This window comes from Aminobacterium mobile DSM 12262 (assembly GCF_000526395.1).
Taxonomy (GTDB): domain Bacteria; phylum Synergistota; class Synergistia; order Synergistales; family Aminobacteriaceae; genus Aminobacterium; species Aminobacterium mobile.
The window spans coordinates 203,577-229,537 of the sequence record NZ_JAFZ01000001.1; the positions used below are offsets into that span (position 1 = coordinate 203,577).

The following is a 25,961-nucleotide window of genomic DNA, read 5'->3' on the forward strand; positions in this document are numbered from 1 at the left end:
GAGGCACGATATAGAGAGTGCTTTAGAAGCTACGTTACCTAGAAGTTACAGGAAGTTCAGGTCTTCTTTTTCTAAGGAATGATTCCACTTCAGAAGGCAATATAATTTTTGCTTCATGCTGGGAATAGGTAAAAGCACAGACCATTTATGGGCAAGTCTGGAATATCGTTCCTCTCCGAATATCTCAGCGTGATCAGAATCAATAGGTATAGGTGAAGGGGTAAAAAGGCGAGTAAACAGATTTGCGTCCCGCTTGGGAAGATTGAAAATATCTCCTTCCAGAGAGGTAAGTTTTTCTCCATCGTCATGAATGATTGCCAAATCTGCGGGAAACAGACTCTCTCGTATTACATCGCTTAGAAAGGCGGCAAAGTAGTCGAGGGGCATCGGTTCAAAAATTGAAGAAAGGGTATTTTTTGTGGCAAGGATCATGTAGGCAAGGCGAGATAAGCGTTGTTCCATTGCTTCCCGACCGTTGAAATCTTGCCAGAGCTTTATCAGTCCTTCAATAGCAGGTAAGTTATTGAGAAATTGCTGAGAAGGGCGGTGACTAAAAAGGAAATAGAAGGTCCATTCCTTTCCCTTCAAAGGAATTCCCCACCCCCATTTATTATTCATTAAAGAGAGATTTAATGGCGTCATAGAGAGAGAAGGAGTTCCATAGAACGTTTGTTCCAACGAATACCTCTCTCCGGAAATGATCAAGTTTGGTGGGGTGATGCCTATGGCTTCGAGAACAGAGAGATCCTCTCCTTGTGGTTCAAGGATTACGGCCTGTGGAGATGTCTTTGACATTTGGTCGGCAAGCATATCGAGAATGCCGCCATGAAGAAGAAAAGACATTTTTTCGAACAGTTCGTGCATAATAACACTCACGCCCTTCAAGCCTTATTAAATTTAATATTTTGCCTTATGGTACCTGAATAGCTTGTTTGCGTCCATATTTTTGTGAAAGGATATAAAAAATTATAGTAAAAAGTTATAATAAAATACTGTAAACAAAGAGGAAATGGGAAGTTGGTCGTATATACTTTTTCTATATAGCCTTAGAATGAAATATTGAAGATGAAAACGAAAAGTGAGGATTGTCTACAATAGAATGAAAGAAGAGCCCATTCATATTCTTATTGCTGATCAAGATCTTATGACTGTTTCTGTAATGGAGCGATATATCTCTGCAGTTCCAGGATTTGTTGTTGTGGGAATAGCTTCTACCCTGCCGCAGCTCTGTCTCCTTCTGCAAAAAAAGAAGATAGACGTTATTTTCGTAGAGCCTGCAGGTTTCGCTTCAGATATGGCGGAAACGGTGGGGCGAATTCATCGTATCTCTCCAATGACAGCTATTGTAGTTGTTTCTTCTCTCCCAGATAGAGTTTCCATTCAACATGCCTTAAGCTTAGGTGCTTTTGATTATATTCTCAAGCCTTTTTCTTTTGAACGTTTTAGGCAATCTCTTTACGATTCTAGAGACAGACAACTTTTCTTCAGGACCCTCCCCCCTTTATGTACCCAAAAGGATATAGATGATCTTTTCCCTCTACGTGGAGAAAAAAACCTATGTAATCATCTTCCCATTAGCATTCAGCAAGAAACTCTTGACCATATGATAGAAGTTCTGTCCACAGTTAATGCTCCTTTGACTATTGGTGATATAGCATTTGCCACAGGATTCTCCCGTACGACTACGTGGCGGTATCTCGACTATCTTCTCAAAATAGGCAGCGTCGTTTCAACGTTAGAATATCGCCCGACAGGGCGTCCTCTAAAAAAATTTAAATACCTCAAGTAGCATGCTGTTATTTTCAAAAAAGGTTATATTCCCCTATGTAGATTCAAAAATGTAACCCCCTTTCTTATGGAATAAAAGGATAAAACAAAAAATATTTAGTTTTTTTCTTGCTTGGATTTTTTAAATCCTTAGACTAATAAATTAATTGTACGAGGATTTATAGGAATTGCGCTATTATTTTTAATATTCTTTGGGATCATAAGGAGGGGAACAGACAACGTGACCATTAAAGCCAGACTTTGGGGTATGCTTGCTGCTATTTTGGTTGTAATTGCAATAATGACTGGCATTACGTACTATCGAGGGACTGCTATTTTAGTAGACACTATCAGCAAAACTGGCATGGAAACGGCACAAAAGGGATCAGGACTTATTGATAGCTATTTTGATCGTTTAACAGGCATTCTTGATTCGGTAGCAGAATCAGTACGTTATAACTGGCTGTATCATCATATTACAGATGAAGATGTTGTAGAGTCCTTCCTTTCATGTCTGACACAGCAAAATAAGAAAGAAGGAATCACTAACATCTTTATGGGACGGGAAGAAGATGGCCGTTTTTCTGACGGGACAGAATGGAAAGAACCAGAGAATTTTGATGCTCGGACTCGTCCGTGGTATCAACAGGCTGTATCGGCTAAAAAGATGATCATTACAGATCCATATTTAGATTCCATTTCAGGAGATTTGGTTTTATCTATAGCAATCCCTATCTACAGTGAATCGGGCACCCTTCTTGGAGTAGTTGGGGGGGATGTTAATCTTGAAACCTTGGCAGAGATGGTTGCTTCCTTGAAGGTTTATGGTACAGGAGAAGCTTTTTTACTTGATCGTAAGGGAACTATTATCGCATCTCCTCATACTGAAGATATTATGAAAGCAAATTTGACTCAAGACAGCAAATTCCCTGATGCACTAAAATCTGTAGCACAAAAGATGGTTGTAGGTGAAACCGGTTCGGCGACCTATAGTTATGGTAATGAAGAGAAAATGGTTTTTTATGCTCCTTCAGAGCACGGGCTGCCTCTGGCTGTTTTTTTCCCTGTATCAGTTATCACGCATATTATTCATTCTTTGACATGGATGCTCTTGGCAGTATCTGTAGTAGCAGTTGTTGTTGTGGCTCTTCTTGTCTTTACTATTGCTCGAGGACTGGCTCGTTCTATTCGTCATATGGAAACAGCAACAAATTGTATTGCCAAAGGGAACTTGACAACTCGTTTTAACACAAAAGGTAAAGACGAGATTGCTCGTATTTCTAACCATCTCAACGAAATGGTGGATCGTCTTCGGGAACTTATTGTTTCTGTTCGCCATGAAGCCGTAGAAACCTCTCAACGAGCAGAAACACTTGCATCTCTCTCGGAAGAAACAGTTGCTTCCATGGAGGAAGTTGCCGGTTCCATCGACCAGGTTTTGGAGAGAAGTGAAAACAGTTCGTCTGCGTTGCAAGAGACGAATGCTTCTATTCAGGAAGTAGCTGCTGGTGCTCAGGCGGCTGCGAAATCGGCTACTGACGGGGCGGAAGGGTCATCGAAAGCGGTGAATATGACGGAAACAGCAGTAGAGGATGTGAACCGGATGATAGAAGGCATCTCTTTCGCTGTAAAAGAATCTCAAAAAGGGGCAGAAACGATCCTTGCTCTTGCACGTTCTGTAGACGATATCTCAGGTTTTGTCGCCACTATTACCTCCATAGCCGATCAGACGAATCTCCTAGCTCTCAATGCCGCTATAGAAGCAGCCCGAGCTGGCGAAGCGGGACGTGGTTTTGCCGTCGTAGCTGAAGAAGTTCGAAAATTAGCGGAAGAATCGGCCTTAGCCGCGCAGAAAGTTCAAGCTCTTATTAAGGGGCTTCAGGCAAGCTCTCAGCACTCCATTTTGGCAGCACAGGAGAGCGAGAAGACTCTTGGAAAAACTATGGATCAAGCTTTGGCTGCCCAAGAGAAGCTGAAGGAAGCCGTGTCGGCCGTGGCGAGAGTATCTGAATCCGTTCAGAGCATTGCGGCTGTCTCAGAAGAACAGGCAGCTTCCAGTGAGGAAATGACAAGCGCAATTCAGACAGTTACCGATGCTACAGTGGAAGTAGTGCAATCTATGAGCAACATAAAAAATGCCTCTGGAGATACGACGAAAGCCGCAGAGGGCATAGCTTTGGAATCTCAAAATATGTCTCGGTCTGCAAATGGTTTACTCCGTCTCATCTCCCAATTTGTAGTGGAAACAGAGACAGAAGAAAAAGGAAAAACTACAGGCCTCGTTCCTTTGAAATAACACGATCAAGGGATTTTTGACCTCCCATACATAAACGAGGAAACCCCGATCTCAGAGAGATGCAGAGCTCTCTGGGGTTGGGGTTATTTTTTTGAAAAATAAAAAAAGAACTTCAAGACTTGAGATTTAATCGTTCTAGATTAAACTGTATGTATAATGAATCTTGTAATTTTTCTTCAAGGGGGATGTGAACTTTATGGGTTTTAACAGACTTGGCACTCGAGTTACAGCTATTGTCGTTGCTCTGATTCTTGTTGCTGTGGTTGGCGTAGGCTTTTTTGCTGTTCAAAAAAGCTCTCAGGCTCTTGAAAACGCGGCTGTTGAATATGAAAATGCCGAAGCGGAACGGATCGCCAGTGCTCTGGATAATACTTTCGGACGATTTAATGGCCTCTTGTTGGCCCTTAATGCGACTGTTCGAACCCGTTTTAAGCCTGTAATGGCTAAGGCCCTTGGAATGGAAGCTTATGTAGCTCAGTTTGCTGCCACTAACGTTCAATTCATTTCGGAACTGGGAAGCCAGGTAGAGGAAACGAGGGAAATTTTTATCTGTTTTAACCCTGAGGAATTCGATTCAGATCAAGTGCACATGGTTTCCTTCTCCAGGGAAAATGCCGATTCAATCTTCACTTTCTCTGATAAAACAGCATATACCGCACAAGATCTTCTTAATAGGAAAACACAGCAGACATCATGGTTCTGGCGTCCTATTGATACGCAACAGCCAGTTTGGGGCGACGTTATTACCAACGATGTAGAGGAAAAGATCCCCTATTCGATGCCTGTAGAGATAGAGGGTAAAACTATAGCGGTTATTGGCATGATTTTTGACTATTCTTTTGTTCAGGATACATTAAAGGACGTGAAATTCTACGATACGGGGTATGCTTTCCTCCTCAACAGAGATCTTCGTTTTATGTATCACCCAGAGTACTCCTTTAATGGGCCTACAGCCTCTGAAATAGAAGGAGGGCTTCTCGCAGATTACGTTAAAGGGATGCTCGCTAATCCAAAAGGTATTTTCTCCCACGAAATAAAGGGTAAATCTGTATCTACTGCTTATCGCACTTTAGAAAATGGCTTTATTCTTGGTATCACTGCTCCTAAAGACGAGGCGTTAGCAGCAATTCCTGTTCTTCGAAAAGCTATTTTGATTGGAGTTCTGGCGGCAGTAGCCGTAGCTGTTATAGTCGTCTTCTTCTTTTCACGGAGCATTTCGAATCCTCTTACTCATGTGGTGTCTAAAGCGAAAGAAATAGGTTCTACGGGTGACCTTTCTGTCCAGATGGATACCTCTTCCTCCATTATGGAAATTCAGGAATTGGTAGGTGCTTTTAACACGCTTATAAATAGTGTGGGGCATGTGGTCCTCGCCATTCGGGATGATGCAGAAGAGGTTCTAAATAAGGCGGAACATTTAAGTACCTCAGCAGAACAAGGTTCCGCTGCGGCTCAACAGGTAGCTGCCCTTGCGGATAAAGTTAGCCAAAATACGCAGGATTCAGCGGCAGCAGTGGAACAGGCCAACGCCGGTGTTCAAGAAGTGGCTGCCAGCGCTCAGGCAGGAGCGAAGACAGCTGCAGAAGCAGGGGAAAGTGCTTCCCAGATTTCAGAGGTAGCTGATCGCGGAGGGAAGGCTGTTGATGATATTGCCTCTTTGATTAACGAAGTAGCAAAAGCCGGCGAAAAAGTAGGATCGGCAATTGGCGAGCTCTCGGGGTCTGTAGAGGGAATTACAGGATTTGTCAACACCATTACTCAGATCGCAGATCAGACGAACCTTTTGGCTCTTAATGCTGCTATTGAAGCGGCTAGGGCGGGAGATGCGGGACGGGGTTTTGCTGTTGTGGCTGAAGAAGTTCGAAAACTTGCGGAGGAATCAAGTCGTGCTGCATCTCAGGTAAGCGACGTTATTTCAGAAATCGCTAATAGAACGAAGGCGGCTATCTCCGATCAAAAGGGTTCAGAAGAAAAAGTGCGTGTTCTTGTTGATAAAGCTGCTGAAACAAAGGCAGTGATTGACGATGTTGTAGAAAAAATAGCGGTCGTTACAGAAAGCGTTCAGACTATTGCTGCTACCATGGAAGAGCAATCTGCAAGTGCTCAGGAGATGACAGCTGGTATGGATAATGTAGCGCGAACAAGCCAGGAAATAGCCGATCAGGTCGGCTCTATTACCCAATCTATGGATGAACAGGGACGAGTTTCTCAGTCTATTTCTGAAGCGGCAGAAGAGTTGGTTCAGCTGAGCGGAGAAATGCAGAAATCTGTAGCGCAGTTTAAGCTGAAAAAAGAGATGGAAGATATGAAGGACATGGAAGGACCTGAAAAACTTGAAGAGTCAGAAGAGCGGGCGGGGCTTCTTCCTGCATAATAGATGAAGAGAGCGCGAGGGGAGCAGCTGCTCCCCTCGCTTCTTTAGCCTTTCTTTATTTCCTCTCCATGAGCTAAAGGAGATCGAGTCTTCTTCGTGTTTCTTCCGTTGGGATACCCTTTTCATCCCATCCTCTTAAGCGATAGTATTCAGGAAGCATTTCTGGAACCCTGCTCAACTTTCCTTTCCCAGGGCCTTCAGGAATAGGCTCTTTGAGAAGGCGGGGTGGCAATGTATCTTCTTTACTAGGGTTAAGCCCTTCCCTGAGATTAAAAAGTCTTTCAAGGTTCCAAATTCTTTCACCACAGGTCATGATCTCGTCAGCGGTGTAGTCAAATCCTGTTCCAGCTTTTAAAAATGCAGCATAATCTGCCGCGTCTAGAGCAAAAGATGTAAAGAGACACATTCCGGAAGAATCAATGGCAGCTGTAAGATCATGAAAAATTTTCCCCCACATGGGTTTTTGAGAGATATCGTCTGGGTCAAGCTTTTCTGGCGCTCCGAGAATTTCTGGAGAAATAAGGTACCCTCTTACATGACATGCTCCCCGGTTGCTTACTGCGTATGTAAGACCAATCCCTTGAATACCACGGGCATCGTAAGCGGGCATTTCCTGCTTTTTTACAGTCATGGAGAGTTCAGGATGTCCGTACATGGTACAAAGACGCCAAGACCCCTGATTTAGTTTTTTGCCAAGCCCCTCTCCTTTCCCCATTTTCTCTGTCCAATACGTTATGGCTTCTTCATTCCCGAACAGAAGCTCTGGTCCCCCCTCAAGTTCCTCTTTTTTAATGAACTTTTTTTCGTAAAGCTCCATGGCAGCAGCTATAGTGACTCCGGTACTAATAGTGTCGAGCCCATATTCATTACAAATATAGCTAGCTTGAATAATAGGTTCAATAGACGCTATCCCGCAGCAAGTTCCAAAGGCGAAAATAGTCTCATATTCTGGCCCTTCCCCAGCCTTTTCTTTTACTTTTGTTATCCGTCCGCAGCCAATAGGACAACCGAAACAGTGGTAATTTCCCGTAAGATATTTCTCGGCGAGAGTTTCTCCAGATTGCTTGTCTGCATCTTCCATATAAGATCCCTGCCAATTTCGGTGGGGATACGCTCCAGTCTGGTTGATTATATTGACTAGAATGGCAGTGCCATATGCAGGAAGTCCCTGGCTTGTTACTGGGTGTTTCTTTAATTTCTCCAATCTTTCTTTCAAAACTGCTGAAAGTTCTTCGGATTGAGCTACGTAAGGTCGAGATGTACCTCGTACCACTATTGCTTTCAGATTCTTAGACCCCATGACTGCTCCAACACCGCTTCGGCCGGCAGCTCTATTTTTCTCGTTCATGATAGATGCTAGAGGGGAAAGAATTTCCCCTGCTGGTCCGATGCAGAGTACTCTTGCCTTCGTATCTTTTATCTCCTCTAAAATTCGGTCGGTAGTTTCATGGGTGTTAAGCCCCCAAAGATGACTGCTATCTCGTATTTCGACGTTCTGGTCATAAATATGGATATATACAGGATGATTTGCTTTCCCTTCAACTATGATCATAAACCAGCCAGCTTTTGCAAGTTCTGCTCCCCAATAGCCTCCAGAGTTACTTGATGCGATATAGCCTGTTAGAGGGCTTTTAGTGACCACCATATATCGTCCGGCAGCAGGTACTCCTCGGCCGGTTAAGGGGCCAGTCACAAATAAAAGGCGATTTTCAGGGCTGAGGGGATCTATGTTGGGAGGATTTTCATTGAAAAGAATTCTTGAACCGTATCCACGTCCACCTATATATGCGCGAAGAAGCTTTTCATCCACCGGCTCTTTCGATATTTTGTGAGAAGACAGATCTATTCGCAAAATGGTGCCCATGTGGCTCCCCATTTACAATCCCTCCTTCTCTCTTCTCTTTAGTTTCTCTCCTCTCTTGTAATCTTTTCTCTACTCTCTCTCCTCTTCCTTTGCGATATTTACAATACTATTTTCCCCGATGTAGATTCCCCCCCTTTTTTTAAAAGTAGGTGGTACATATAGATTGTTCTCTTCCCAATATCGTTCAAGAATTTCGAGACGGGATGAAAGTGTATCTCCTAGTTCTTGAGCGATACTGAGTATAATGCAATTCAAAACGCTTATTGGCGCAGCAAAGGAATCAATAAATGAAATAGGTGTATAAGGTATGGTTACAACATGAAGGGCATATGTAGCTAAAGGGCTTGTATATTCGTCAGTTATAGCTACAGTCTGTAGGTTATTTCCACGAGCGTAGCGAAGGACCTTAAGGGTCCATGTGGAATACCGTGGAAAACTGATACCAGTCACAACGCTCTCTGGGGGAGCATTCACCAAGAGCTCGTAAGGCATATCAAGGGGCATTAATTTGATGTTTGGGAGGATCCATGATAGGTAAAAGGAAAGGTAATAAGCAAGAGTATAGGAACTTCGATACCCTGCGATATAGATAGCAGGAGCTTGGGTAAAAAGAGCAGCTAAGTTGCGGATTACTTTCTCATCGAGACGAGATTGAACAAGTCTCATGGAGTTAATATCCTTTCCTATAGCGGTGTCGAAGAGACTCTTTTCTCCAGATGTCCGATACTTCTCCATACGTTCAAGGGTCGTAAGATGATCTATAAGCATGTGGCTGATTGCTTGATGCAGTTCTTGATAGCCAGATAACCCTAACGTATGAGCAAAACGTATTACAGTGGCCTCACTAACTCCTACCTGGGTCCCAAGTTGAGATGCTGTTAAAAAAGCAGCCTCTCGTGGCTTTTCCAAAATAAAGTAAGCTACTTTGCGTTGCCCTGGGGATAATTCATTTATTTTTGCTGCAATCTGCTCTCTCAACATATAAGATCTCCTTTGTAGAATCATTTCCGACAAAAAGAATTGTATAAACAGCATAAAAAGAAGTGAATCATTTGTCAATTAATGAAACTACGTCATCGATATTGAAAAAAAAGACCCCTTCAGGTATCATAAAAATATTCTAACATATTCTTATTTTTTAATTATTGTTTCTTGTTATTTAATAATGTACTGTTTTTAAAGGTAAATGCGTAAAGGGTAATTTAATATAAGTAATTTTAGTATGGCTTCCTGTGGAGTGAGCGAAGATGAAAGAGAGAGAGTGGGGAGGGGGGTTTACCGATGCGAACCCCCGGCAGATCGCTCTTCCGCTGGGAAATAATCCAGATGTGGAGAAAAGGGGAGATCGAGTTTATAAACTCCCCGAAAAAGGCTTTTGTTCCCAAGAAGCACTTTTATATAAGTCGGTCTGCTTCGATAGTTTTTTTAACCATCCCGATATGTTATTGTGCCTTTTTGATGAGGAAGGCAGGGTTATTTTATGGAATAAGACTTTGGAACGAGTATCGGGGTACACATTTGAAGCTGTTCAGGGATCCCGTCGCTGGCTTTCCTTGTTGTATCCTAATATAGAGACGCGACAGAGGCTTCTTTCGTCTCTCCATGTTTTTGCAGACATGAAGGGCGCATCTGTCTCTTGTGAGACAAAAATGCGGGGAAGGGATGGTGAGACGGCTACTGTTTTATGGAGCTGTACTACCGTTTCTTTTGCTTCAGGGCTATCAGGTATCCTTTGTTCAGGTGTAGATGTGACAGCTCGTTCAAATCGGGAAAGAAAACTTGCTGAGCGTCTTTCAACGCTGACGGAGCTTTTTAATACGATGGGAGATGCTGCTTTCTTTCATGAAATAGTAAATAAAAGTACACCAGGTCTTTTTTTGGAAGTGAATGAGGGAGCTTGTCGAATGCTAGGTTATAGTCGCGAGGAGTTGCTCTCCCTTTCCCCCTTGGCCATTGAGGGCGAGTTGAGACGAGAGGGAATAAACCATGTTATCTCTTCTCTATTCCAGAAAGGGCAGGTAGTATTCCAGACACAACTGAGAAAAAAAGATGGGACCTTTATCCCTGTGGAGATATGTGCCCATCTTTTTTGCCTTCGAGGTAAACCTGCCATTCTTTCCATTGCTCGCGATAGCACAGAGAGGAAGCAGGCTGAGGAAGCTCTTCGCGATAGTGAAGCCTTTTCTAGACGGATTTTAGCTCAAAACCCCAACCCTATTTTTGTCGTTGGTCCCGACACGAGAATTCAATATGTTAATGAGGCCTTTGAACATGTATTTGGTTACTCTTCAGAAGATGTTTTAGAGCGCCCAGCCCCTTATCCATGGTGGCGGAGCGACTATTGGCTAAACATGGGGGAGCTTCGGCTGGCAATACATGAAGGGATGACAAGAAAAGAAAAGCTCTCTATTCGTAAAGATGGGGAAGAAATATGGGGCGAGGTGACAGCTGTCCCTATTCGCGAAAGGGACGGGTGTTTAAAATATTGTGTTCTTAGCTGGAATGACATTACTGCCCGAAAAAAATTAGAAGAGCAGATACGGCTTAACCAACATCAGTTGCAGTTTTTAACATCGGAACTATATGTTGCAGAAGAACGAGAGCGCCGACGTATAGCGACAGACCTTCATGATGGAGTAGGACAAAATTTGGCCCTTATCAGAATAAAGTTAGAAATGCTGAGTAGCTATAACTCCTATTCTTCAAGTTCAAAAGAGATTTTTCAGGAAATCCTTGCTCTTTTAGATCGTTCCATCGTGGAAATGAGGACTCTTATTTTTGATTTGAGTCCCCCTATGCTCTACGAGTTGAGTTTCCATTCTGCGGTAGAGTGGCTTATAGAGAAAATGGGAGATGAGCACGGGTTATGTATTGTCTTTAAAGATTTGTTAATGTCGGATGATATAGCTATGGACATTAAAATCTTCCTTTTCCGAGCTTTGCGGGAACTTTTAATGAATGTAGTGAAACATGCTCGAACATCTGAGGTGTCTGTATGCCTTTCTCGTTTTGACCGTTGGACTGTCGCTTTAGAAGTACGGGATAATGGCGTCGGCTTTGATCTCTCTTCTCTTCGAGAGTTAGGGAGAGATCCGAGTAACTTCGGGCTCTTGAATATCCAGGAACGAGTAAACTACATTGGAGGTTTTATGCAAATTGAATCGTCACCAGGGCAAGGAACGAATGTCACCCTTTTTGTTCCAGTAGAAAACGAAGAAGAAAGGGCCGGTGACTTTATTGAAAAAAGTGAAGATTCTGTTGGCTGATGACCATCAAATTCTTCGAGATGGTTTGCGAACTCTTTTAAACACCCAAAATGATATGGAAGTTGTAGGCGAGGCGGAAACAGGACGGCAAGCTATAGAAATGTCTGTTGCTCATTGTCCGGATGTGCTCGTTATGGATGTTATTATGCCAGAATTGAATGGAATTGAAGCTACATGCCGCCTCAAAAAAGAGCAGCCGGGAGTAAAAGTCTTAGCTCTTTCTATGCATGCCGATAGAAAGTTTGTGACGGAAATGCTGAGGGCAGGAGCTTCCGGATTTCTGCTAAAAGAATGTGCTTTTCGAGAACTGGCAGAGGCAATTCGGGCCATAGTCGCAGGGAAAGTATATTTGAGTCCGAGCATTTCAAAAGTTGTTGTGGAAGAGTACCTTGATTTTTTAAACGAGGATAAAGAATGCGTATCGTCTGGTCATGTTTTAAGTCTTCGAGAAAGAGAGGTTTTGCAACAAATCGCAGAAGGCAAAGGGAATCGAGATATAGCGAAGAGTCTTCACGTAAGTGTAAAGACAGTAGAAACTCATAAATACAACATTATGCGTAAACTAGGCCTTCGATCTGTGGCAGAGCTGACAAAATATGCCATAAAGAGCGGCATTACCTCTATAGACTGACTTTAAAGAAGCTTTAAGTGTTTTCCTGATCCTTTTCTAAGTATTTCTCCCCCCTTTTTCCAGAAAAACAAAAAATTTTGTAAGGGAATCTCCTCCTTCTTCTCAGCCCTATCCTGATTTAATACTTTCCAAAAATTCAGTACCCTTAATGCGAGCTATCCGGCTCAAGCAATATCGCTAGAGAGGGGGTTATGACTATGCCCGCCGTATGCGGGTTTACCTGATAAGCATGAACTTTCTGGCGTTAAGGGAGAAATAAGGGGCACGAAAGAAATAGGGTATCTGCAGAAAAGGGAGGAAGAAAAGATGAAAAGATTGTTTCTTCTGTTTGCAGTAGCAGCCATGGTCGTTTTTGCGGCTGGTGCTGTGTTTGCCGAGGAAGCCCCCATGACCATGGAGGAGGCTGGTTTTTCACGTTGTAACCCCTCGGGATGTTCACCGTGGGATACGCTGAAAATCAATTGGAGAGTTATTCCCATTAACTGCCTGCAGATTCGGCAGGACGAGATCTGCATGGCCACCTACATCGGCTGCTGCGATGGATGGTGTGATGAGGAGTGCATTTGGTACGCCGTCGTTGCTACAGGTACTGATGAGAGAAAGATTGTTGGCAAGATCGACGTCAATATGCCCGAGCACGTAACACTGTGGGCAAAACTGAGAGCTCCTTATGGAACCAGTGCTGTTGGAACACCTAACTGGACCGAGCTTTCCACAGATTATGTGGATCTCGTGACCGGGATTTCCAAGATTTGCGGAGCTTGGGGCAAGGGCGGATTGAAACTTTGCGCCGGCGCTGATGCTCAGAAAGGCTCCGGAGTTAGAGTCCTAACCCTTCTCATTCAGGACGTATAAGAAGGAGAGAGGATATCTGCATAAGAGGTATCCGAGGGACGAGGGCGGCGTTCCATGAGGGCGCTGCCCTTTTTAGTCAAGGAGGAGACGAAAAATGAGTGGGACTACAGTAACATCGAGAATTGTTCTTCTCGTCTTTCTCGTAATTTTTTCTCCTTTGAGTGAGCGCTCGGAAGCGATGGAGCTCATCGCTTTAAGTGGCTGGTCGTCCCTCGTTATAGGGGCATCAGCTTCTAGTGGGCGAGGTTCGCGCGAGAGTGATCCTTCTATAGCCTCATTGGGTATTGTTAATGCTAAGGGGCAAGATGATATGTGGAATGTGGAGGTCAAGCTCATAGAAGGAGCTACATTGCCTGAGGGAATTCAAATATGGATTCGTCGGACAGGGAACGGTATGGGGGCTGGATGGATACGTGGCGGTACATCCTATCAACTTGTTGATCCTGCGGGGACGTTGTTTTTTACAGGAGCGGGAGATCGTAGTCATATAACAGTGCAGTTTAAGGTTTCCGGAATATCACCAGAAACACCGAAAGGGATTTATGCTCCACACATTGCTTTTACGGTGGTGGATTTATGATGAGAAAAATAATAATGAAAACCCTTTGTGTCTGTGTTATGGCCCTGTTAGCATTACCAAGTGGTGGAGGGCAGTGCTTTGCCAATATAGATATAGTGGGAGATCTTACCTATCGTTTCAATGTATCCCCCGGCCAGGAAGTGCGGGGACAAATAGCCATAAGAAATTATAGCAAAGAAGAATCTGTGCAGGTTTCTATTAATCAGAATGATTACCATTGTTATGCTGATGGACGGAACGAATATCCGTCCCCAGGGAGTCATAATCGATCCAATGCTCTTTGGATGGCTCTCAGTCCACGACAGCTTATTATTCCTCCAGATAGCATCGGTACTTTTGAATATGTTATTTGTACTCCCAAGGAAGAAAGTCTTCGTGGAACCTATTGGAGCCTCATTATAGTAGAGCCTATAGGACAGGAACGTTTACAGGTTCCGGATGGGTCAAAGGAAGATATGGCTTACAACGTTACTACCGTTTTTAAATATGCCATTCAAATGATCACTGATGTAGGTACATCTGGAGTACAGGAAATTCAGTTTATAGATAAGAGATTAAGAACGGTAGAAGGCATGCCTGTTCTTGATCTTGATATTGAAAATACAGGGGAACGCGTTATTCGCCCTGTTGTATGGGCAGAACTATACGATCAACAGGGGAATCAGGCGGGAAAATTTGAAGGTGGACGGCGATGGATTTATCCTGGTTCCTCATGTCGGTTTGAAATTCCTCTCAAAGGGATTAAGCCTGGGGATTATAAGGTTTTGCTTGTAGCGGATGGTGGAGAAGACGAAGCTTTTGGTGCTCAGTATGCCCTGGTCGTAAAATAGGGGGGGTGGGCATGATGAGAGGCAGAGAGCAAAGACTGGCAATAGGCATAGTTTGTTTGCTGCTTTGCCTATTCTCCAGTTTCGCATGGGCTCAAGGAAAGGGATATGGCGTAGAGGTTAGGGCCCGTTCCCCTTTGCAAATTAGTACAAAGCCAGGGCGCATTATTAGCGTGAGTGTTCTTATCACAAGTTTTCAGACTAGAGAAGAGACGTTTATTGAAGAAATTAAACTTCCTGAGGGCTGGCAACCTTTAGTGCCGCCAGGGCGCTTTTCCATTCCGGCACGTGGCAGCATATCTCGTGTTGTGGCCTTCCAGGTCCCAGCTTCTACAAAAGCGAATGACTACGATGTTATTTATTCTGTAAAAAATCGCCGAGATTACGGCGTCTATGATGAAGAAATTTTTACAGTCTCTGTTTTAACTGTAGAAGGTCTTGACCTTATTCTCGTTAGAAAGCCTGTTGCCATTATTGCAGGGCAGAGTTACGAGGTGGACCTTCAAGTTTTAAATAAGGCAAATACATCTCGGGAGATCCATATAGATTTACCCGATCGCGACCCTCGCTTCCCCGCAACTGTTACTCCCACAGATGTGGCTCTCGAAGCAGGAGAGAGTGCAAATTTAAAATTAAAGGGGAAAATTTTTGCCGAAAGTACATCTCGTTTCCATTTTGTGGAAGTGCGGGCTACTACAACTGGTGATAAAGGGCCAGAATCAGCAGTTCTAACAGTAGATCTTGATGTTATCCCAAAGGGTGGCGGAGAGTTGGATATTTTCCATGTCTTGCCAACAGAACTTGCTTTCAGCGTTATGGGCAATTCGGGGGGAGATGGAGCCAATATCGAATGGAGCGGGTACGGGTATCTCGATGAAGAACGTACCAAGGGTGTAGATTTCCTTTTCAGGGGCCCTGATACAGATGACAAAGGACTTTATGGTGACGTAGAAGAGTATTGGCTCACCTATTTTACCGATACATTTTCTCTTTTTCTCGGAGATCAGGGGTATCCCCTCTCTCGCCTGACCTCGTCCTCTTCCTATGGTAGAGGCATAGGTTTTTCATATGAACCGGAAAGGCTTGGCTTAGGCGGTGGAGGTCACTACATGAAGAGCCGCTGGGGGTACCCTGATAAGAAAGAGTTCGGGTTCTACATAAGTCAGAAGATGCAAGAGAATCTTGAGATACGTTTGAATATGCTTCAGAAAAGGCGAGATGCTTATAAAAATAAACCTTCTACAGAAGACAAGCTGTGGAGCGTGAGCGCCGAGTATCGACCATGGGAGCATACGCTTCTCGAATTGGAGTATGGATTCTGCGATACCGATAGGGAGAGAGCGCTTGATGATGATGAAGCATATCGTATTTATTTGAGAGGCCGCATGGGTAAAAATATGCCCTACTCCATTACAAGAGTGAGGGCGGGTACCGACTATTGGGGGTACTATCACGATTACGACTATACAAGTGCCTCTCTTGGGTTTCCTTTAAGCGATCGCTTGCAATGGAATGTGTCGTGGTACGAATATAAAAACAATCTAAATATGCGTAGCGAAAATAATACAACACAGATTATTGAAGAGCTGTTCCAAACCTATATGGACTATGAACTTTCAGATGGTTGGTATATTTCATTGGGATATGATGATTTTTCTATGAAAGACAACCTTCTTCCCGCAGAATATGATTTTTATGAAAAATCTTGGTGGGTGCGAGTGGGGAGAAATATGGAGAAGTACAGCTATTCGGTAGAGGCTCGTTACGCCGATCAGGATGATCTCCTGAGAGGAGAGAGCACCCACGCATGGAATTACAATGTTTCATTAAGTTATCAGTTAACTCCAGATTTATATGTCTCTCTGTATGGAGGCTTTGGTGATAATAGGGTGCTTGAAGATAGTTATCTTTTAAGAGCATCGACAAACAGAGGGATAAGTATTATATGGGATGCAACTCCCAGTTTAAGGCTTTCGTGCTGGTATACTCGCTATTCTTATGATGATAATGATTTTGTAGACAACAGTGAGCAATACGAATTCATGGCGGAGCAGACTTTCGCTGATGAAAGCATTCTACGTTTCCGAATTCAACGTAACGACAACAGTGGAGAAATGGAGACTTCATACTCCATTATGTACGTTATTCCTCTCGATATAAAAATGGCTAAGAAGAAAAATGTGGGTGTTCTGCAGGGCCTCATTTATGAAAACGTAGGAGATGAAAAAAGAGGAGTTCCTAATGTTGTTCTGGCCATCGAAGAGCAGACCGCGGTTACTGATGTCAAAGGAGTGTTTCTTTTCCCGTCGTTAACGCCAGGCCCCTACCTTTTGAAGATAGATCGAGCTTCTCTCGGTGGTAGCCGAGTTCCAGATGTGAAGACCCCGATTATAGTGGAGATAGCGGGGTATGGAGAGATTACTTCTATGGATATAGGAATAACTGATGGAGCAACGCTCAATGGTGCTGTAGTCCTTGTAGATCCTGAAGCTGGGAAAGATGGAACGGCTACGCTAGAAGGAGAAAAAGGATACCTCGTAGGGGATACTCTCGGCAACGATGGGGCATTACAGGCAGGGGGGCTTCAAAGTGTCTTGGTAGAAATGAAGAATGGCGAAGAGGTTCATCGAAGACTTACAGATGAGTGGGGAAAATTCTTGTTCGAAGGGTTACGCCCAGGGAAGTGGACTTTAAAGATTTACGATATAAATATTCCTTCATCTTATCATCTAGAACAAACAGAGCAGGTTTTCGAGTTTAAGCCGGGGGAAGTGGGAAGCTTTGAAGCCAAGGTTCTCCCAAGAAAGAGAACCATTCGTTTTCTTGAAGAAGGCAAGATTGTAATGGGCCGGGAAGGAAAGTGAGGTGAAGATGATGGTCTGGAGAATGTTTACTTTGGGGTTTATTGCTGCCTTCCTTCTCGCTTGTGGCCCTGTGGAAGGAGTAGATCGAACTGTGGCTACAATACAAATTTCTATAGAAGTTCCAGAGGAAAATGCCATCTCTATTCTTCAGAATCCTCTCTCGCTTAACAGCTATATTGGTAATGAAGGCGAGACGTCTCCGCTAACTTATATTGTTACAGCTACAGGAACTACCCCACGGAAAATTGTTGGTCAGATAGAAGGGATTCTCCCTGAAGGGGTACAGCTTTTTCTGAAACTTGATGCCCCTGTTCGAGGACAATCTGCAGGCTTTGTGGAACTTGGAGCACAGGAAGTAGAGCTTCTTTCGGGAATTTGGGGGATATATGGGGTACAAGGGAATGGAGTTGTCCTTCTTAAGGCAGGAAATGAAGCGGCCCGGAATTTGGGACAGATTCGAATTCGTCTCTCGGTCCGGGAAACGTAAAGGAGGGCTTATAAACATGGGGGATCTATATTCTCTGCGAAAGGAGCGAGATTATCTTTCTCGAGAATCCACAAGGAAGAACATGGATCAAAGAGAATGGGAAATTCGCTACCTGAAAGTCCTTGAAGATATTTATCGTGAAGAACAGAAGCTCCGAGGTCGAGGACACTGCTTGGATAAAAAAAGAATCCATAGTGAAGACCGACCCTATCCAGAATAAAAGAACGACTAGAGGCTTCCTTTACAGCATATGCATATAAAAGGAAGCCTCGCCTCACCTCATTTCTGTTGTAAAATAAACAGTATATTCGTAGGTCGTAATGAGGTGATGCTTATGATGCTTCGATGGAAAATCGCAAGCATGTTTTTTGCGTGTTTTTTAGGTCTTATATTCGTTGGGCCTCTTCGTGGGGATGAGAAAATCCATGTAGCTGTTTCCATTCCACCACAAGCCTATTTTGTTCAGCAAATAGCTGGCGAGCATGCTGTTGTTCAGGTACTTATCCGTCCTGGAAACGATCCGCATACCTACGAGCCGCGCCCTTCTCAAATGAAGCTTTTATCTGACGGTGCTATTTATTTTGCGGTAGGTCTTCCCTTTGAAGAAGCGTTGCTTCCGCGGCTTCAGTCATTGAGCTCCTCTCTGCGAATAGTAAAAACACAAAAGGACATAGAGCGACTTGTTGGAAGTGACCATCATAGCGGTCATGATCATGAGCTTGTGGATCCGCATATTTGGTTATCTCCATCCCTCGTAAAGATTCAGGCAGCAGCGATACGAGATGGTTTTGTTGCCTTGGACCCTGCCCATACATCAGAGTATAATCGCAACTATAGCATTTTCTGTTCCCAAATAGACCAGTTAGATCAATTAATTCGAGGAGAATTTCAGGGAAAAACAAAGAATAAATTTGTTGTTGTTCATCCTTCCTGGGCTTATTTTGCTCGAGAATACGACCTGGAACAGATTGCTATGGAAATAGAAGGCAAAGAGCCGAAAGCGGCAGATCTCGCCGCTCTTATTCAGAAAATGAAAGAAGAAGGACTCTCTACTATTTTTGTTTCTCCTCAGTTCTCTAAAAAGATAGCGGAAAGTCTTGCTCGTGAGGTTGGGGCTTCTATTGTTGTTATAGACCCTCTACCTATCAATTGGGCGGAAGGAATGCTACACACAGCTCAAGTTATAGGGGAAAGTTTACGATGAGTGACAATAATTATGTGATTTCTTTTAAGAACGTTTCTTTTCATTACGAAAATGGTGACAAGGTTTTGGATAACGTGTCTTTTCTTGTGCCACGAGGTGAGTTCCTAGTTATTATTGGCCCTAATGGCGGAGGAAAAACAACCTTGCTTAAGTTAATTCTCGGCCTTGTAAAGCCTACGTATGGAGAAATACAGGTTTTAGGGAGAACGCCTGGCCACTCCACGGGATGCGTTGGGTATGTCCCTCAAGATACCGGCCGTAGCCGAGATTTTCCTATAAGTGTTCTTGATGTAGTGTTAATGGGGCGTCTCGGGGGAGGCAGAAAGGGATTTCTTTTCTCTCAGGAAGATCATGAAATTGCTATGGAAGCTCTCGCTCGCTTAGGTATGGCAGATCAGAGTTGTGCCAAAATGGGAGAATTATCTCAAGGGCAACGCCAAAGAGTTTTTATTGCACGAGCTCTCGCTTCTCGACCCCAGATTCTTTTAATGGATGAACCAATGGCGAGCATTGACCCAGAAGCGAGAGGTGTTCTCTATGAAGAATTGGCTTCTCTGGCTGGGAGTCTCACTATTTTAGTGGTAAGTCATGACCTATCTGTTATAGCCAGTGGTGCTACGGCAGTGGCTTGTGTTTGTAGCGATGTGTATTACCACAATGCTGGTGAGATTACAGAAGAAATGTTGGCTATGGAATATGGAGGACAGTGTCCGGTAGAGCTCGTTGCTCATGGCGTTCCTCATCGTGTGCTCGCTCGCCACGACCATGCTTCAAAGGAGCTCTCTTCTCATGATTGATATGTTACAGTTTGAATTTATGAAAAACGCTTTTGGGGCGGCTCTTCTTGCCAGCGTACTTTGCGGTATGATGGGAACTCTTGTTGTTGTTCGTCGCCAGGTTATTATTGCTGGAGGGGTTGCTCACGCTGCGTACGGCGGTGTGGGCCTTGCTTTTTTTCTAGGCATATCACCTCGCTTGGGAGCTATTGGCTTTTCTCTTGTCATGGCCCTTATAATGGCATGGGTTACCCTCCATAAGCCCTCTCGATCCGACTCGATTATCGGTGTCCTTTGGGCTGTCGGTATGGCTGCAGGGGTTATCTTTATAGATATAACACCTGGATACGGCTCTGATCTTATGAGCTATTTGTTTGGAAGCATTTTGACGGTATCACGAGGTGATTTATGGTCTATGGGTAGTCTGGTTGCCATTTCTCTTCTCTTAGGTATTCCTTTTCACCGAGAAATTCTCGCCTTCGCCTATGAGCCGGAGTTCGCAAAGACTCGAGGAGTGCCTGTGGTTCTTTTGCACTTCGTTACAATTATCCTTATTTCCGTAGCTGTTGTTCTCTTAATTCGGGTGGTTGGGCTTATCCTCGTTATAGCTCTTTTGACGATTCCCCCCTCTATAGCGGAACAGTGGGCTCATTCCCTCTTTTCTATGATGGGCATTGCTTTTGTCTTGAGCCTGCTCTTTTCTACGATAGGGTTATGGCTCTCTTTCCGTTTCAATGTAACAGCAGGCGCTGTGATTATATGCGTAGCAGCTGTCGGGTATGTCTTGGCATTTCTTATTTCCCCCATAGCCCGCGGAAGCCTCCGGAAATGAGGAGAGATAGATCTAATAGAAAACCTGTGAGGGGCCCTTTCGGGGAGAAAGCAAGGTATTGAGGAACCCAGATAGGGCGATATTTATCTTTATATTGTCTTATCCCTTGAAAGTTATAAAAATGTTCTCCATGACGGTAGATTAGATGACCAAGCCGATTCCAAAGAGGGGCTAAACGATGATCTCTGAGCCCTGAAAGCGGAGCCATGCCCAAGTCGAACCATTTAAAACCGTTGTCTTTCCCAAAAAGAATGAGTTTTAAAAACAGGTAATCCATAAGTCCTGGAGATGTATCGGGTCTGTACCGCATTAAGTCTATAGAAAGCGTTTTCTTGTTCGCACCTTCCCATACGTTGGCAAAAGCTATAATAGTATTGTCTTGAATTAAAACAGCTACCGGACAGGAAGCAATATAGGATTCGGAGAAAAAACCTAAGGAGAACCCTTTTTCTTTCGTGTTTTTTGTAGAAAGCCACCCATCAGACACCTCTTTTAATTGTGAAAGGATGGACGGTACATCCTGAGGCGGATAGATTTTGAAAATCACACCCTCCTTCTCTTTTTGCGAAATAGTATGTCTTTGACTTTTGAAATGGCTCCCCTCAAGGGAAAAGTCTTCCAGAGAAACGAGGGCTTTTTCCCCAATTTTAATAAGAGAAAAACCTAATTCGATATACGTATCTATAAATGTTTCTCCTACTTCATAAAAGGCTACCTGACCACCATATCTGTCGGCCATTTCTGTAAAGAGCCATATGAGTTCTTTACCGTCATCCACATCCCCTATAGGGTCTCCCATTGCGATCCAATGAGATTCTCGTACTTGGTACATTATCATGGCATTTTTGTTGGAGCTAAAAAGGAAATATTTATCCCCTGTCAATGCAAGAGCAGAAGAGGCTTCTGGAGAGAGGGAGACGAGCATACGGGCTAGAGAGAGATCTTCAGCAGTAAGCGTTGAGGGTTTTACATGGGCTGGTCGACTTAATCTCCAGAGGGAGAAACATAACGTTAGGATCGTTACCCCCAGAAACATTCTTAAGAACCGCGGGGCGTCTTTTTCAAAGGCTACCTGCCACCAAAGTTCATGACTATAAGGAACATGTCTGAAAGAAAATAACCCTAACCATACAATACTCGCCACTGCTGTAGTGATGAGAAGGAACCACGTAAAACTAAAGGGCTGTTCCATAAAACGGGATCGTCTATAAAAAATTTTTCTAGCAGGAGCAAGAGAGATGGCCACGATGAGAAGAACAATAGCCTCTTCATAGTCGGCACCTTTAAAGAGAGAGAATGCTACCCCACTGATAAGGAGCAATACAACACCAGTATGGGCTTCTCGTAATCGCAACGCTAACCCTCTTGAGAGGAAGAGCAAAAAAAGGCCAGTAATGCTTCCCAAGAAATGAGAGGTTTCAAGGAGTGCAAGAGGGAAAATTTTCTTTAAAAAAAGGAGTCGATTTTCTATACCAGGGGTAGCTCCTGATGCCAAAAGAATGAGACCGCTTATAAAAGTCAGGATAGAAAATATAATGGGTATTGAAGGACTGACGGCAGAAAAAATAGAGGTTGCCATGGGTTTCCCTTTTAATAGTACTGATGCTTCTAAAAACATAAGGCTAAAAGTTGCGATAAGGAGAGGAAGAATATAGTAAATAAGTCGGTATATCAAGAGAGCCCCCATGAGGGTAGGAGATGAATAATGAGGCGACAGGAGTACAAGAAAAAGGGAATCAAAGACGCCTAACCCGCCAGGAACCTGGCTCATCCCTCCTGATAACTCACATATGACAAAAAGTCCGAGAAAAGATAGATAGTTCATATCTGGAGAGGAAGGAAGAAGAAGGAACAGAACTAAAGACGCGGAGAGCCAGTCGAAAGTGGCTAAAACAAGTTGGCTGCTTAGAAGACGTGTTGAAGGAAATTTTATAGTATGACCTGCCAATGTGATAGTCTTCCCCCAAAAACTTAAAAGAAATATCCCGGAAAGAAGAGAGAGGCAAAGTATCCCTACAGTACGAGCACTCCAATGTATTCCCAATGTAACAAAAAGAGTTGGTGGTTCCAGGAGGAACGCTCCCCCACCAAGAGCTAACGCTCCAATCCAAAAACTCATGCCGCAAAAAGCGGTGATTTGCCCGACATCGAAAAGAGAGAGTCCTAAAGGTGAATAAAGGCGGTAACGGATGGATCCGCTTGAGAACATGGAAAAACCCACATTGTAACTAATAGCATAGCTTAAAAAGGAGGCAAAAATTGTTTTCCCATAAGGAATCCGTCTCCCGATATGAAGCAAAGCAAGCAAATCGTTTCCAGTAAGAAGAAGATAGCTGACAATAGAACAGAAAAAGGAGAGCAGAATTCGTTGCGAAGGGATGGCCGTAATGGCTCTGCGAATATCGAAATAAGAAAAATGACCTAACTCTCTGTGGATAACCCAAAGTGCAGATGTAAAAAGAGCGAAACTCAAAAAAAGAGTTATATGTTTCTTTTTTAGGCCCATTTTTCGAACCCCTTTCTGCTATGGATCTTCAATAATTTTATAGCAGAAAAAGAAAACAGGGGCAGGCAGAATAGCTTTTTTGCCCGCCCCTGTAATTTGTCTGTAGAAGTTTATTTATGTTTCTTAAGCCAGTTTATAGCCATGGTTGACATGACAGCAGAGCCAATCCATAGCACGTCCTCATCTACTGCGAAGCGCGAGTTATGGTGAGGGTAAATCTGTCCTTTTTCCTCATTGCAACTCGGGTGGAAAAAGAAAGTGCCAGGAACTTCTTCAAGGAAGAAGGCAATGTCTTCTCCTCCCATAGAGGGATTTTTGATCTCTTTTACGTGCGCCTCTCCAAGAACAGCTACGGCAGCCTGACGAAGTTCCTCTGTTACGTCAGGGTCGTTTACAACAGGAGAAGGCCCTTCCCAACCATATCGGAATTCAATCTCTCCTCGCATCCCCTGAGCGACTGTTTGGGCAATAGTTTCAATCCGGTCTGCTAAAACTTTCCGGGTGTCGTTGGTAAGAGCTCTTACAGTTCCACTAATACGGCATTCTCCAGGAATAATATTAAAAGCGGAGCCGGCATGAATTTCCCCAATAGAGATAACGGCTGGTTCTACAGGATTCATCTCGCGACTTACGATTGTCTGAAGTTCAGTTACGATATGACAAGCAATGCTGATTGGGTCGATAGAACCATGAGGATACGCACCGTGACTTCCTTTCCCCTTCACTACAATCTCAAATCGATCCATGCATGCCATAAAGCTTCCTGAACGATATCCAATATCGCCTGGTTTAAGATCATCATTCCAAAGAGAACCGGTATGAAGAGCTACTATAACGTCAGGACGTGGGTCCTCTAAAGCGCCATCATCTATCATGCGTTTGGCGCCACCATACCCTACTTTACAACCTTCTTCTCCTGGCTGAAAAATAAACTTTACAGATCCTTCCAAATGATCTTTGTTATCAGCAAGGATTTTCGCGGCTCCAAGGGCCATAGCTGTATGTACGTCGTGACCGCAAGCGTGCATGCACCCGTTCTTAGAAGCAAAGGGAAGGCCTGTTTCTTCCTTTATGGGAAGACCGTCGCAATCAGCGCGAAGGGCGAATACTTTTCCTGGCTTGCTCCCTTTAAGTACGGCAACAACTCCATGTCCTGCAACTCCCTTTCTGTAGGGAATGCCCATTTCATCCAGACAAGCACAGATATATGCTTCGGTCTGAACAGTATCCATCTCTGTTTCGGGGATTTGATGCAGGTCTCGTCTCCAAGCTACAACCTGTTCCTGCAACGCCAATGCTTCTTTCTTTGTTGTTTCCAAGAGTGACTCCCCCTCTTATCCTGTGTGATGTGATCTGAAATGTAAAATTTAATGTAAAAGCCCTTTCTTATAGAGCAAGCGCCCAAAGCCGATAGTGCCAAAAACAGAACCAATGATAACAATCCATGACTCCGCTAAAAAAGATAGGCCGATAGCGGGCCCTCCAATGAACAGGAGCAAGGGGATACCTAGTCCGGCTGCTGCAAGGGCTGGATATTTTAATGTAAATTGGCCAAAAACTGCACCAAAAATAGCCGCTACAGTGTACTGCTTAAAAGCAATAGCTATAGGTTCCGGGAAGATAGCAAGCAATGTTGCTCCAGCTACCGCCGCTAATGTAGTGAAAAAAGGTTCGTTACCACTGAGTCAGTGAGACCAAGGGTTGAAACAATTTCAGCTTCTTGTGTCCCTGGCTTGACGCCGACAACTTCCTGTGCGACGGCGGAGCAAGGGACGCGGAGATTTCCCATGTTACCTGTGAGGAAGGTAATATAGGTACCTGTAAGACCCAATATAGGGTAATAAGACACCAACTCCACTATGTAAAATGCCCCAAAAATGGTAGCAATCATAGCCCAGGCTTTAAGTGCTACGGAGAGAGGCGGAAAAGCCCCAAACCGAAGGAATAAATATACGTTAGGTAAAAAACACATCAGCATAGGAACTATGATAGTTATAACTCCTATCTTTACAGCTGGCTTTTTCCATATTTTGTCGAATTCTTCATGACTGACCATAATAGAGCCTCCTTTAGCTAGACGAGAATAACAGCTACAGCCATTCCTATGAGCATGGCGATACCAAGGGTATATTCACGGAGCCAAGTAAGTTTTTTTGCTAAATGCATCATAAGAACCATGCCGAGCAACCCTCCGATAGCAGCATAGAGGGGGCCACCGCCACCAGCCAGGCCAGACTGAAGTTCTCGAAGTCCAGAAACTATATTTCGAGAATTGAGAAATCCAAAACACCCTAACATAGCGCCACCAGACATAATAGCAAGCCATACAGGATCTCCGCCCCCCATTTTCTCTCGCATACCCTCTAGCTTATGAGTGAAGAGAGCGGCACAGATAAGCCAACCTGTACCATTAATGGTCATGGTCCACCACGATGTGGCCAAAGCGGTTAAGTCGTAATCTGCCGACCCAAACTTAACGCCAAGCGCTTCGGCTCCAATAGTAGCCGCTGTTAACTCAGTGGGAGCGGCTCCGATAATGGAAAGCCGCAGCCATGTAATAGGCCCGCCAACAACAGACATCATACCTACCATAACAATAAAAATAGCTATGGACGGCCCAATGGCAGAAATAGCGCCAGCTCGAAGGCCGCGGACGCATTTTTCGCGGGGAAATCCAATCTGATCTGCAGCTCTGAAAGAAAGGCGGATATACAAAAGAGATTGTATTAGAACGATGACTATGATAGCAATAGCAATGCCCCAAATGAGCCAACTATTTGCTATTTGAAGAACAGCCTCTGGCATAACAAAAACACCTCCACAGTATTCCAA

General features: G+C 44.0%; 22 protein-coding genes. 14 read left to right on the plus strand and 8 right to left on the minus strand.

The genetic code is table 11. From position 1 onward, the window contains the following. Window positions 1-45 precede the first annotated feature (45 nt). Window positions 46-864: a hypothetical protein gene (locus K360_RS0100995; RefSeq protein WP_024821324.1), complete on the minus strand. Its 819-nt coding sequence runs from the start codon at window positions 862-864 to the stop codon at window positions 46-48. Window positions 865-1,099: 235 nt separating this feature from the next. Between K360_RS0100995 and K360_RS0101000 the strand changes: the two genes are divergently transcribed. The 3 genes from K360_RS0101000 to K360_RS0101010 all read left to right on the plus strand — a co-directional run bounded on the left by K360_RS0101000 (window position 1,100) and on the right by K360_RS0101010 (window position 6,437). Beyond that, complete coding sequence (locus K360_RS0101000; RefSeq protein ID WP_024821325.1) at window positions 1,100-1,789, plus strand: response regulator; 690 nt, start codon at window positions 1,100-1,102, stop codon at window positions 1,787-1,789. Between the two features lie 219 nt (window positions 1,790-2,008). Next, window positions 2,009-4,063, plus strand: coding sequence for a methyl-accepting chemotaxis protein (locus K360_RS0101005; protein ID WP_024821326.1), 2,055 nt, complete (start codon window positions 2,009-2,011; stop codon window positions 4,061-4,063). Between the two features lie 196 nt (window positions 4,064-4,259). Next, window positions 4,260-6,437 (plus strand): methyl-accepting chemotaxis protein, encoded by a 2,178-nt coding sequence (locus tag K360_RS0101010; RefSeq protein WP_024821327.1) that lies wholly within the window; start codon window positions 4,260-4,262, stop codon window positions 6,435-6,437. A gap of 73 nt (window positions 6,438-6,510) precedes the next feature. On the opposite strand, the gene K360_RS0101015 is transcribed toward K360_RS0101010, so the two are convergent. Both K360_RS0101015 and K360_RS0101020 read right to left on the minus strand, forming a co-directional pair. Continuing rightward, complete coding sequence (locus tag K360_RS0101015) at window positions 6,511-8,313, minus strand: aldehyde ferredoxin oxidoreductase family protein (RefSeq protein ID WP_024821328.1); 1,803 nt, start codon at window positions 8,311-8,313, stop codon at window positions 6,511-6,513. A 57-nt stretch (window positions 8,314-8,370) separates the two neighbouring features. Then, window positions 8,371-9,282: a MurR/RpiR family transcriptional regulator gene (locus K360_RS0101020; RefSeq protein WP_024821329.1), complete on the minus strand. Its 912-nt coding sequence runs from the start codon at window positions 9,280-9,282 to the stop codon at window positions 8,371-8,373. 266 nt (window positions 9,283-9,548) lie between these two features. Here K360_RS0101020 and K360_RS0101025 point away from each other — a divergent pair, with 266 nt between their 5' ends. The 11 genes from K360_RS0101025 to K360_RS0101075 all read left to right on the plus strand — a co-directional run bounded on the left by K360_RS0101025 (window position 9,549) and on the right by K360_RS0101075 (window position 20,623). Then, window positions 9,549-11,567 carry a PAS domain-containing sensor histidine kinase gene (locus K360_RS0101025; RefSeq protein WP_024821330.1) on the plus strand — a complete coding sequence of 673 codons (2,019 nt, stop codon included), beginning with the start codon at window positions 9,549-9,551 and terminating at the stop codon, window positions 11,565-11,567. Continuing rightward, window positions 11,530-12,198, plus strand: a complete 669-nt coding sequence (locus tag K360_RS0101030; RefSeq protein WP_156923305.1) for a response regulator — start codon at window positions 11,530-11,532, stop codon at window positions 12,196-12,198. Before K360_RS0101025 ends, K360_RS0101030 begins: the two co-directional genes overlap by 38 nt. Window positions 12,199-12,504: 306 nt before the next feature. Then, window positions 12,505-13,053: a hypothetical protein gene (locus K360_RS0101035; protein ID WP_024821332.1), complete on the plus strand. Its 549-nt coding sequence runs from the start codon at window positions 12,505-12,507 to the stop codon at window positions 13,051-13,053. 94 nt (window positions 13,054-13,147) lie between these two features. Then, entirely contained in the window at window positions 13,148-13,633 is a 486-nt protein-coding gene (locus K360_RS0101040; RefSeq protein ID WP_024821333.1) for a hypothetical protein, read from the plus strand. Then, window positions 13,630-14,463, plus strand: coding sequence for a hypothetical protein (locus K360_RS0101045; RefSeq protein ID WP_156923307.1), 834 nt, complete (start codon window positions 13,630-13,632; stop codon window positions 14,461-14,463). Before K360_RS0101040 ends, K360_RS0101045 begins: the two co-directional genes overlap by 4 nt. 11 nt (window positions 14,464-14,474) lie before the next feature. Beyond that, complete coding sequence (locus K360_RS0101050) at window positions 14,475-17,324, plus strand: hypothetical protein (protein WP_024821335.1); 2,850 nt, start codon at window positions 14,475-14,477, stop codon at window positions 17,322-17,324. A 1-nt stretch (window position 17,325) separates the two neighbouring features. Beyond that, a complete protein-coding gene (locus K360_RS0101055; RefSeq protein ID WP_024821336.1) occupies window positions 17,326-17,811 on the plus strand; it encodes a hypothetical protein in 486 nt (161 codons plus the stop codon). A 16-nt stretch (window positions 17,812-17,827) separates the two neighbouring features. Continuing rightward, the gene (locus K360_RS0101060; RefSeq protein WP_024821337.1) at window positions 17,828-18,031 is read left to right on the plus strand and encodes a hypothetical protein; all 204 of its coding nucleotides are present in this window, start codon (window positions 17,828-17,830) and stop codon (window positions 18,029-18,031) included. Between the two features lie 114 nt (window positions 18,032-18,145). Next, on the plus strand, window positions 18,146-19,015 hold the full coding sequence (locus K360_RS0101065; protein WP_024821338.1) for a metal ABC transporter solute-binding protein, Zn/Mn family: 870 nt from the start codon (window positions 18,146-18,148) through the stop codon (window positions 19,013-19,015). Next, window positions 19,012-19,812, plus strand: a complete 801-nt coding sequence (locus K360_RS0101070) for a metal ABC transporter ATP-binding protein (RefSeq protein ID WP_024821339.1) — start codon at window positions 19,012-19,014, stop codon at window positions 19,810-19,812. Before K360_RS0101065 ends, K360_RS0101070 begins: the two co-directional genes overlap by 4 nt. Next, window positions 19,805-20,623 (plus strand): metal ABC transporter permease, encoded by an 819-nt coding sequence (locus K360_RS0101075; RefSeq protein WP_024821340.1) that lies wholly within the window; start codon window positions 19,805-19,807, stop codon window positions 20,621-20,623. Before K360_RS0101070 ends, K360_RS0101075 begins: the two co-directional genes overlap by 8 nt. On the opposite strand, the gene mprF is transcribed toward K360_RS0101075, so the two are convergent. From mprF to K360_RS0101095, 5 genes are all read right to left on the minus strand, one after another. After that, on the minus strand, window positions 20,586-23,129 hold the full coding sequence (gene mprF / locus K360_RS0101080) for a bifunctional lysylphosphatidylglycerol flippase/synthetase MprF (RefSeq protein ID WP_024821341.1): 2,544 nt from the start codon (window positions 23,127-23,129) through the stop codon (window positions 20,586-20,588). The genes K360_RS0101075 and mprF overlap by 38 nt on opposite strands. A gap of 110 nt (window positions 23,130-23,239) precedes the next feature. Further along, window positions 23,240-24,448, minus strand: coding sequence for a M20 metallopeptidase family protein (locus tag K360_RS0101085; protein ID WP_024821342.1), 1,209 nt, complete (start codon window positions 24,446-24,448; stop codon window positions 23,240-23,242). 48 nt (window positions 24,449-24,496) lie between these two features. Continuing rightward, window positions 24,497-24,760: a hypothetical protein gene (locus K360_RS11440; protein WP_245587072.1), complete on the minus strand. Its 264-nt coding sequence runs from the start codon at window positions 24,758-24,760 to the stop codon at window positions 24,497-24,499. A gap of 20 nt (window positions 24,761-24,780) precedes the next feature. Beyond that, window positions 24,781-25,185 carry a hypothetical protein gene (locus K360_RS11445; protein ID WP_245587073.1) on the minus strand — a complete coding sequence of 135 codons (405 nt, stop codon included), beginning with the start codon at window positions 25,183-25,185 and terminating at the stop codon, window positions 24,781-24,783. 17 nt (window positions 25,186-25,202) lie between these two features. After that, window positions 25,203-25,934, minus strand: a complete 732-nt coding sequence (locus tag K360_RS0101095; RefSeq protein WP_024821343.1) for a DUF5058 family protein — start codon at window positions 25,932-25,934, stop codon at window positions 25,203-25,205. Window positions 25,935-25,961: the final 27 nt, after the last annotated feature.

What these genes read in the sequence shown, in the direction of transcription:
- K360_RS0100995 (WP_024821324.1), bottom strand. Translation starts at nt 864, where the DNA reads ATGCACGAACTGTTCGAAAAAATGTCTTTTCTTCTTCATGGCGGCATT.
- K360_RS0101000 (WP_024821325.1), top strand. Translation starts at nt 1,100, where the DNA reads ATGAAAGAAGAGCCCATTCATATTCTTATTGCTGATCAAGATCTTATG.
- K360_RS0101010 (WP_024821327.1), top strand. Translation starts at nt 4,260, where the DNA reads ATGGGTTTTAACAGACTTGGCACTCGAGTTACAGCTATTGTCGTTGCT.
- K360_RS0101015 (WP_024821328.1), bottom strand. Translation starts at nt 8,313, where the DNA reads ATGGGGAGCCACATGGGCACCATTTTGCGAATAGATCTGTCTTCTCAC.
- K360_RS0101020 (WP_024821329.1), bottom strand. Translation starts at nt 9,282, where the DNA reads ATGTTGAGAGAGCAGATTGCAGCAAAAATAAATGAATTATCCCCAGGG.
- K360_RS0101025 (WP_024821330.1), top strand. Translation starts at nt 9,549, where the DNA reads ATGAAAGAGAGAGAGTGGGGAGGGGGGTTTACCGATGCGAACCCCCGG.
- K360_RS0101035 (WP_024821332.1), top strand. Translation starts at nt 12,505, where the DNA reads ATGAAAAGATTGTTTCTTCTGTTTGCAGTAGCAGCCATGGTCGTTTTT.
- K360_RS0101040 (WP_024821333.1), top strand. Translation starts at nt 13,148, where the DNA reads ATGAGTGGGACTACAGTAACATCGAGAATTGTTCTTCTCGTCTTTCTC.
- K360_RS0101045 (WP_156923307.1), top strand. Translation starts at nt 13,630, where the DNA reads ATGATGAGAAAAATAATAATGAAAACCCTTTGTGTCTGTGTTATGGCC.
- K360_RS0101050 (WP_024821335.1), top strand. Translation starts at nt 14,475, where the DNA reads ATGATGAGAGGCAGAGAGCAAAGACTGGCAATAGGCATAGTTTGTTTG.
- K360_RS0101060 (WP_024821337.1), top strand. Translation starts at nt 17,828, where the DNA reads ATGGGGGATCTATATTCTCTGCGAAAGGAGCGAGATTATCTTTCTCGA.
- K360_RS0101065 (WP_024821338.1), top strand. Translation starts at nt 18,146, where the DNA reads ATGATGCTTCGATGGAAAATCGCAAGCATGTTTTTTGCGTGTTTTTTA.
- K360_RS0101070 (WP_024821339.1), top strand. Translation starts at nt 19,012, where the DNA reads ATGAGTGACAATAATTATGTGATTTCTTTTAAGAACGTTTCTTTTCAT.
- K360_RS0101075 (WP_024821340.1), top strand. Translation starts at nt 19,805, where the DNA reads ATGATTGATATGTTACAGTTTGAATTTATGAAAAACGCTTTTGGGGCG.
- mprF (WP_024821341.1), bottom strand. Translation starts at nt 23,129, where the DNA reads ATGGGCCTAAAAAAGAAACATATAACTCTTTTTTTGAGTTTCGCTCTT.
- K360_RS11445 (WP_245587073.1), bottom strand. Translation starts at nt 25,185, where the DNA reads ATGGTCAGTCATGAAGAATTCGACAAAATATGGAAAAAGCCAGCTGTA.
- K360_RS0101095 (WP_024821343.1), bottom strand. Translation starts at nt 25,934, where the DNA reads ATGCCAGAGGCTGTTCTTCAAATAGCAAATAGTTGGCTCATTTGGGGC.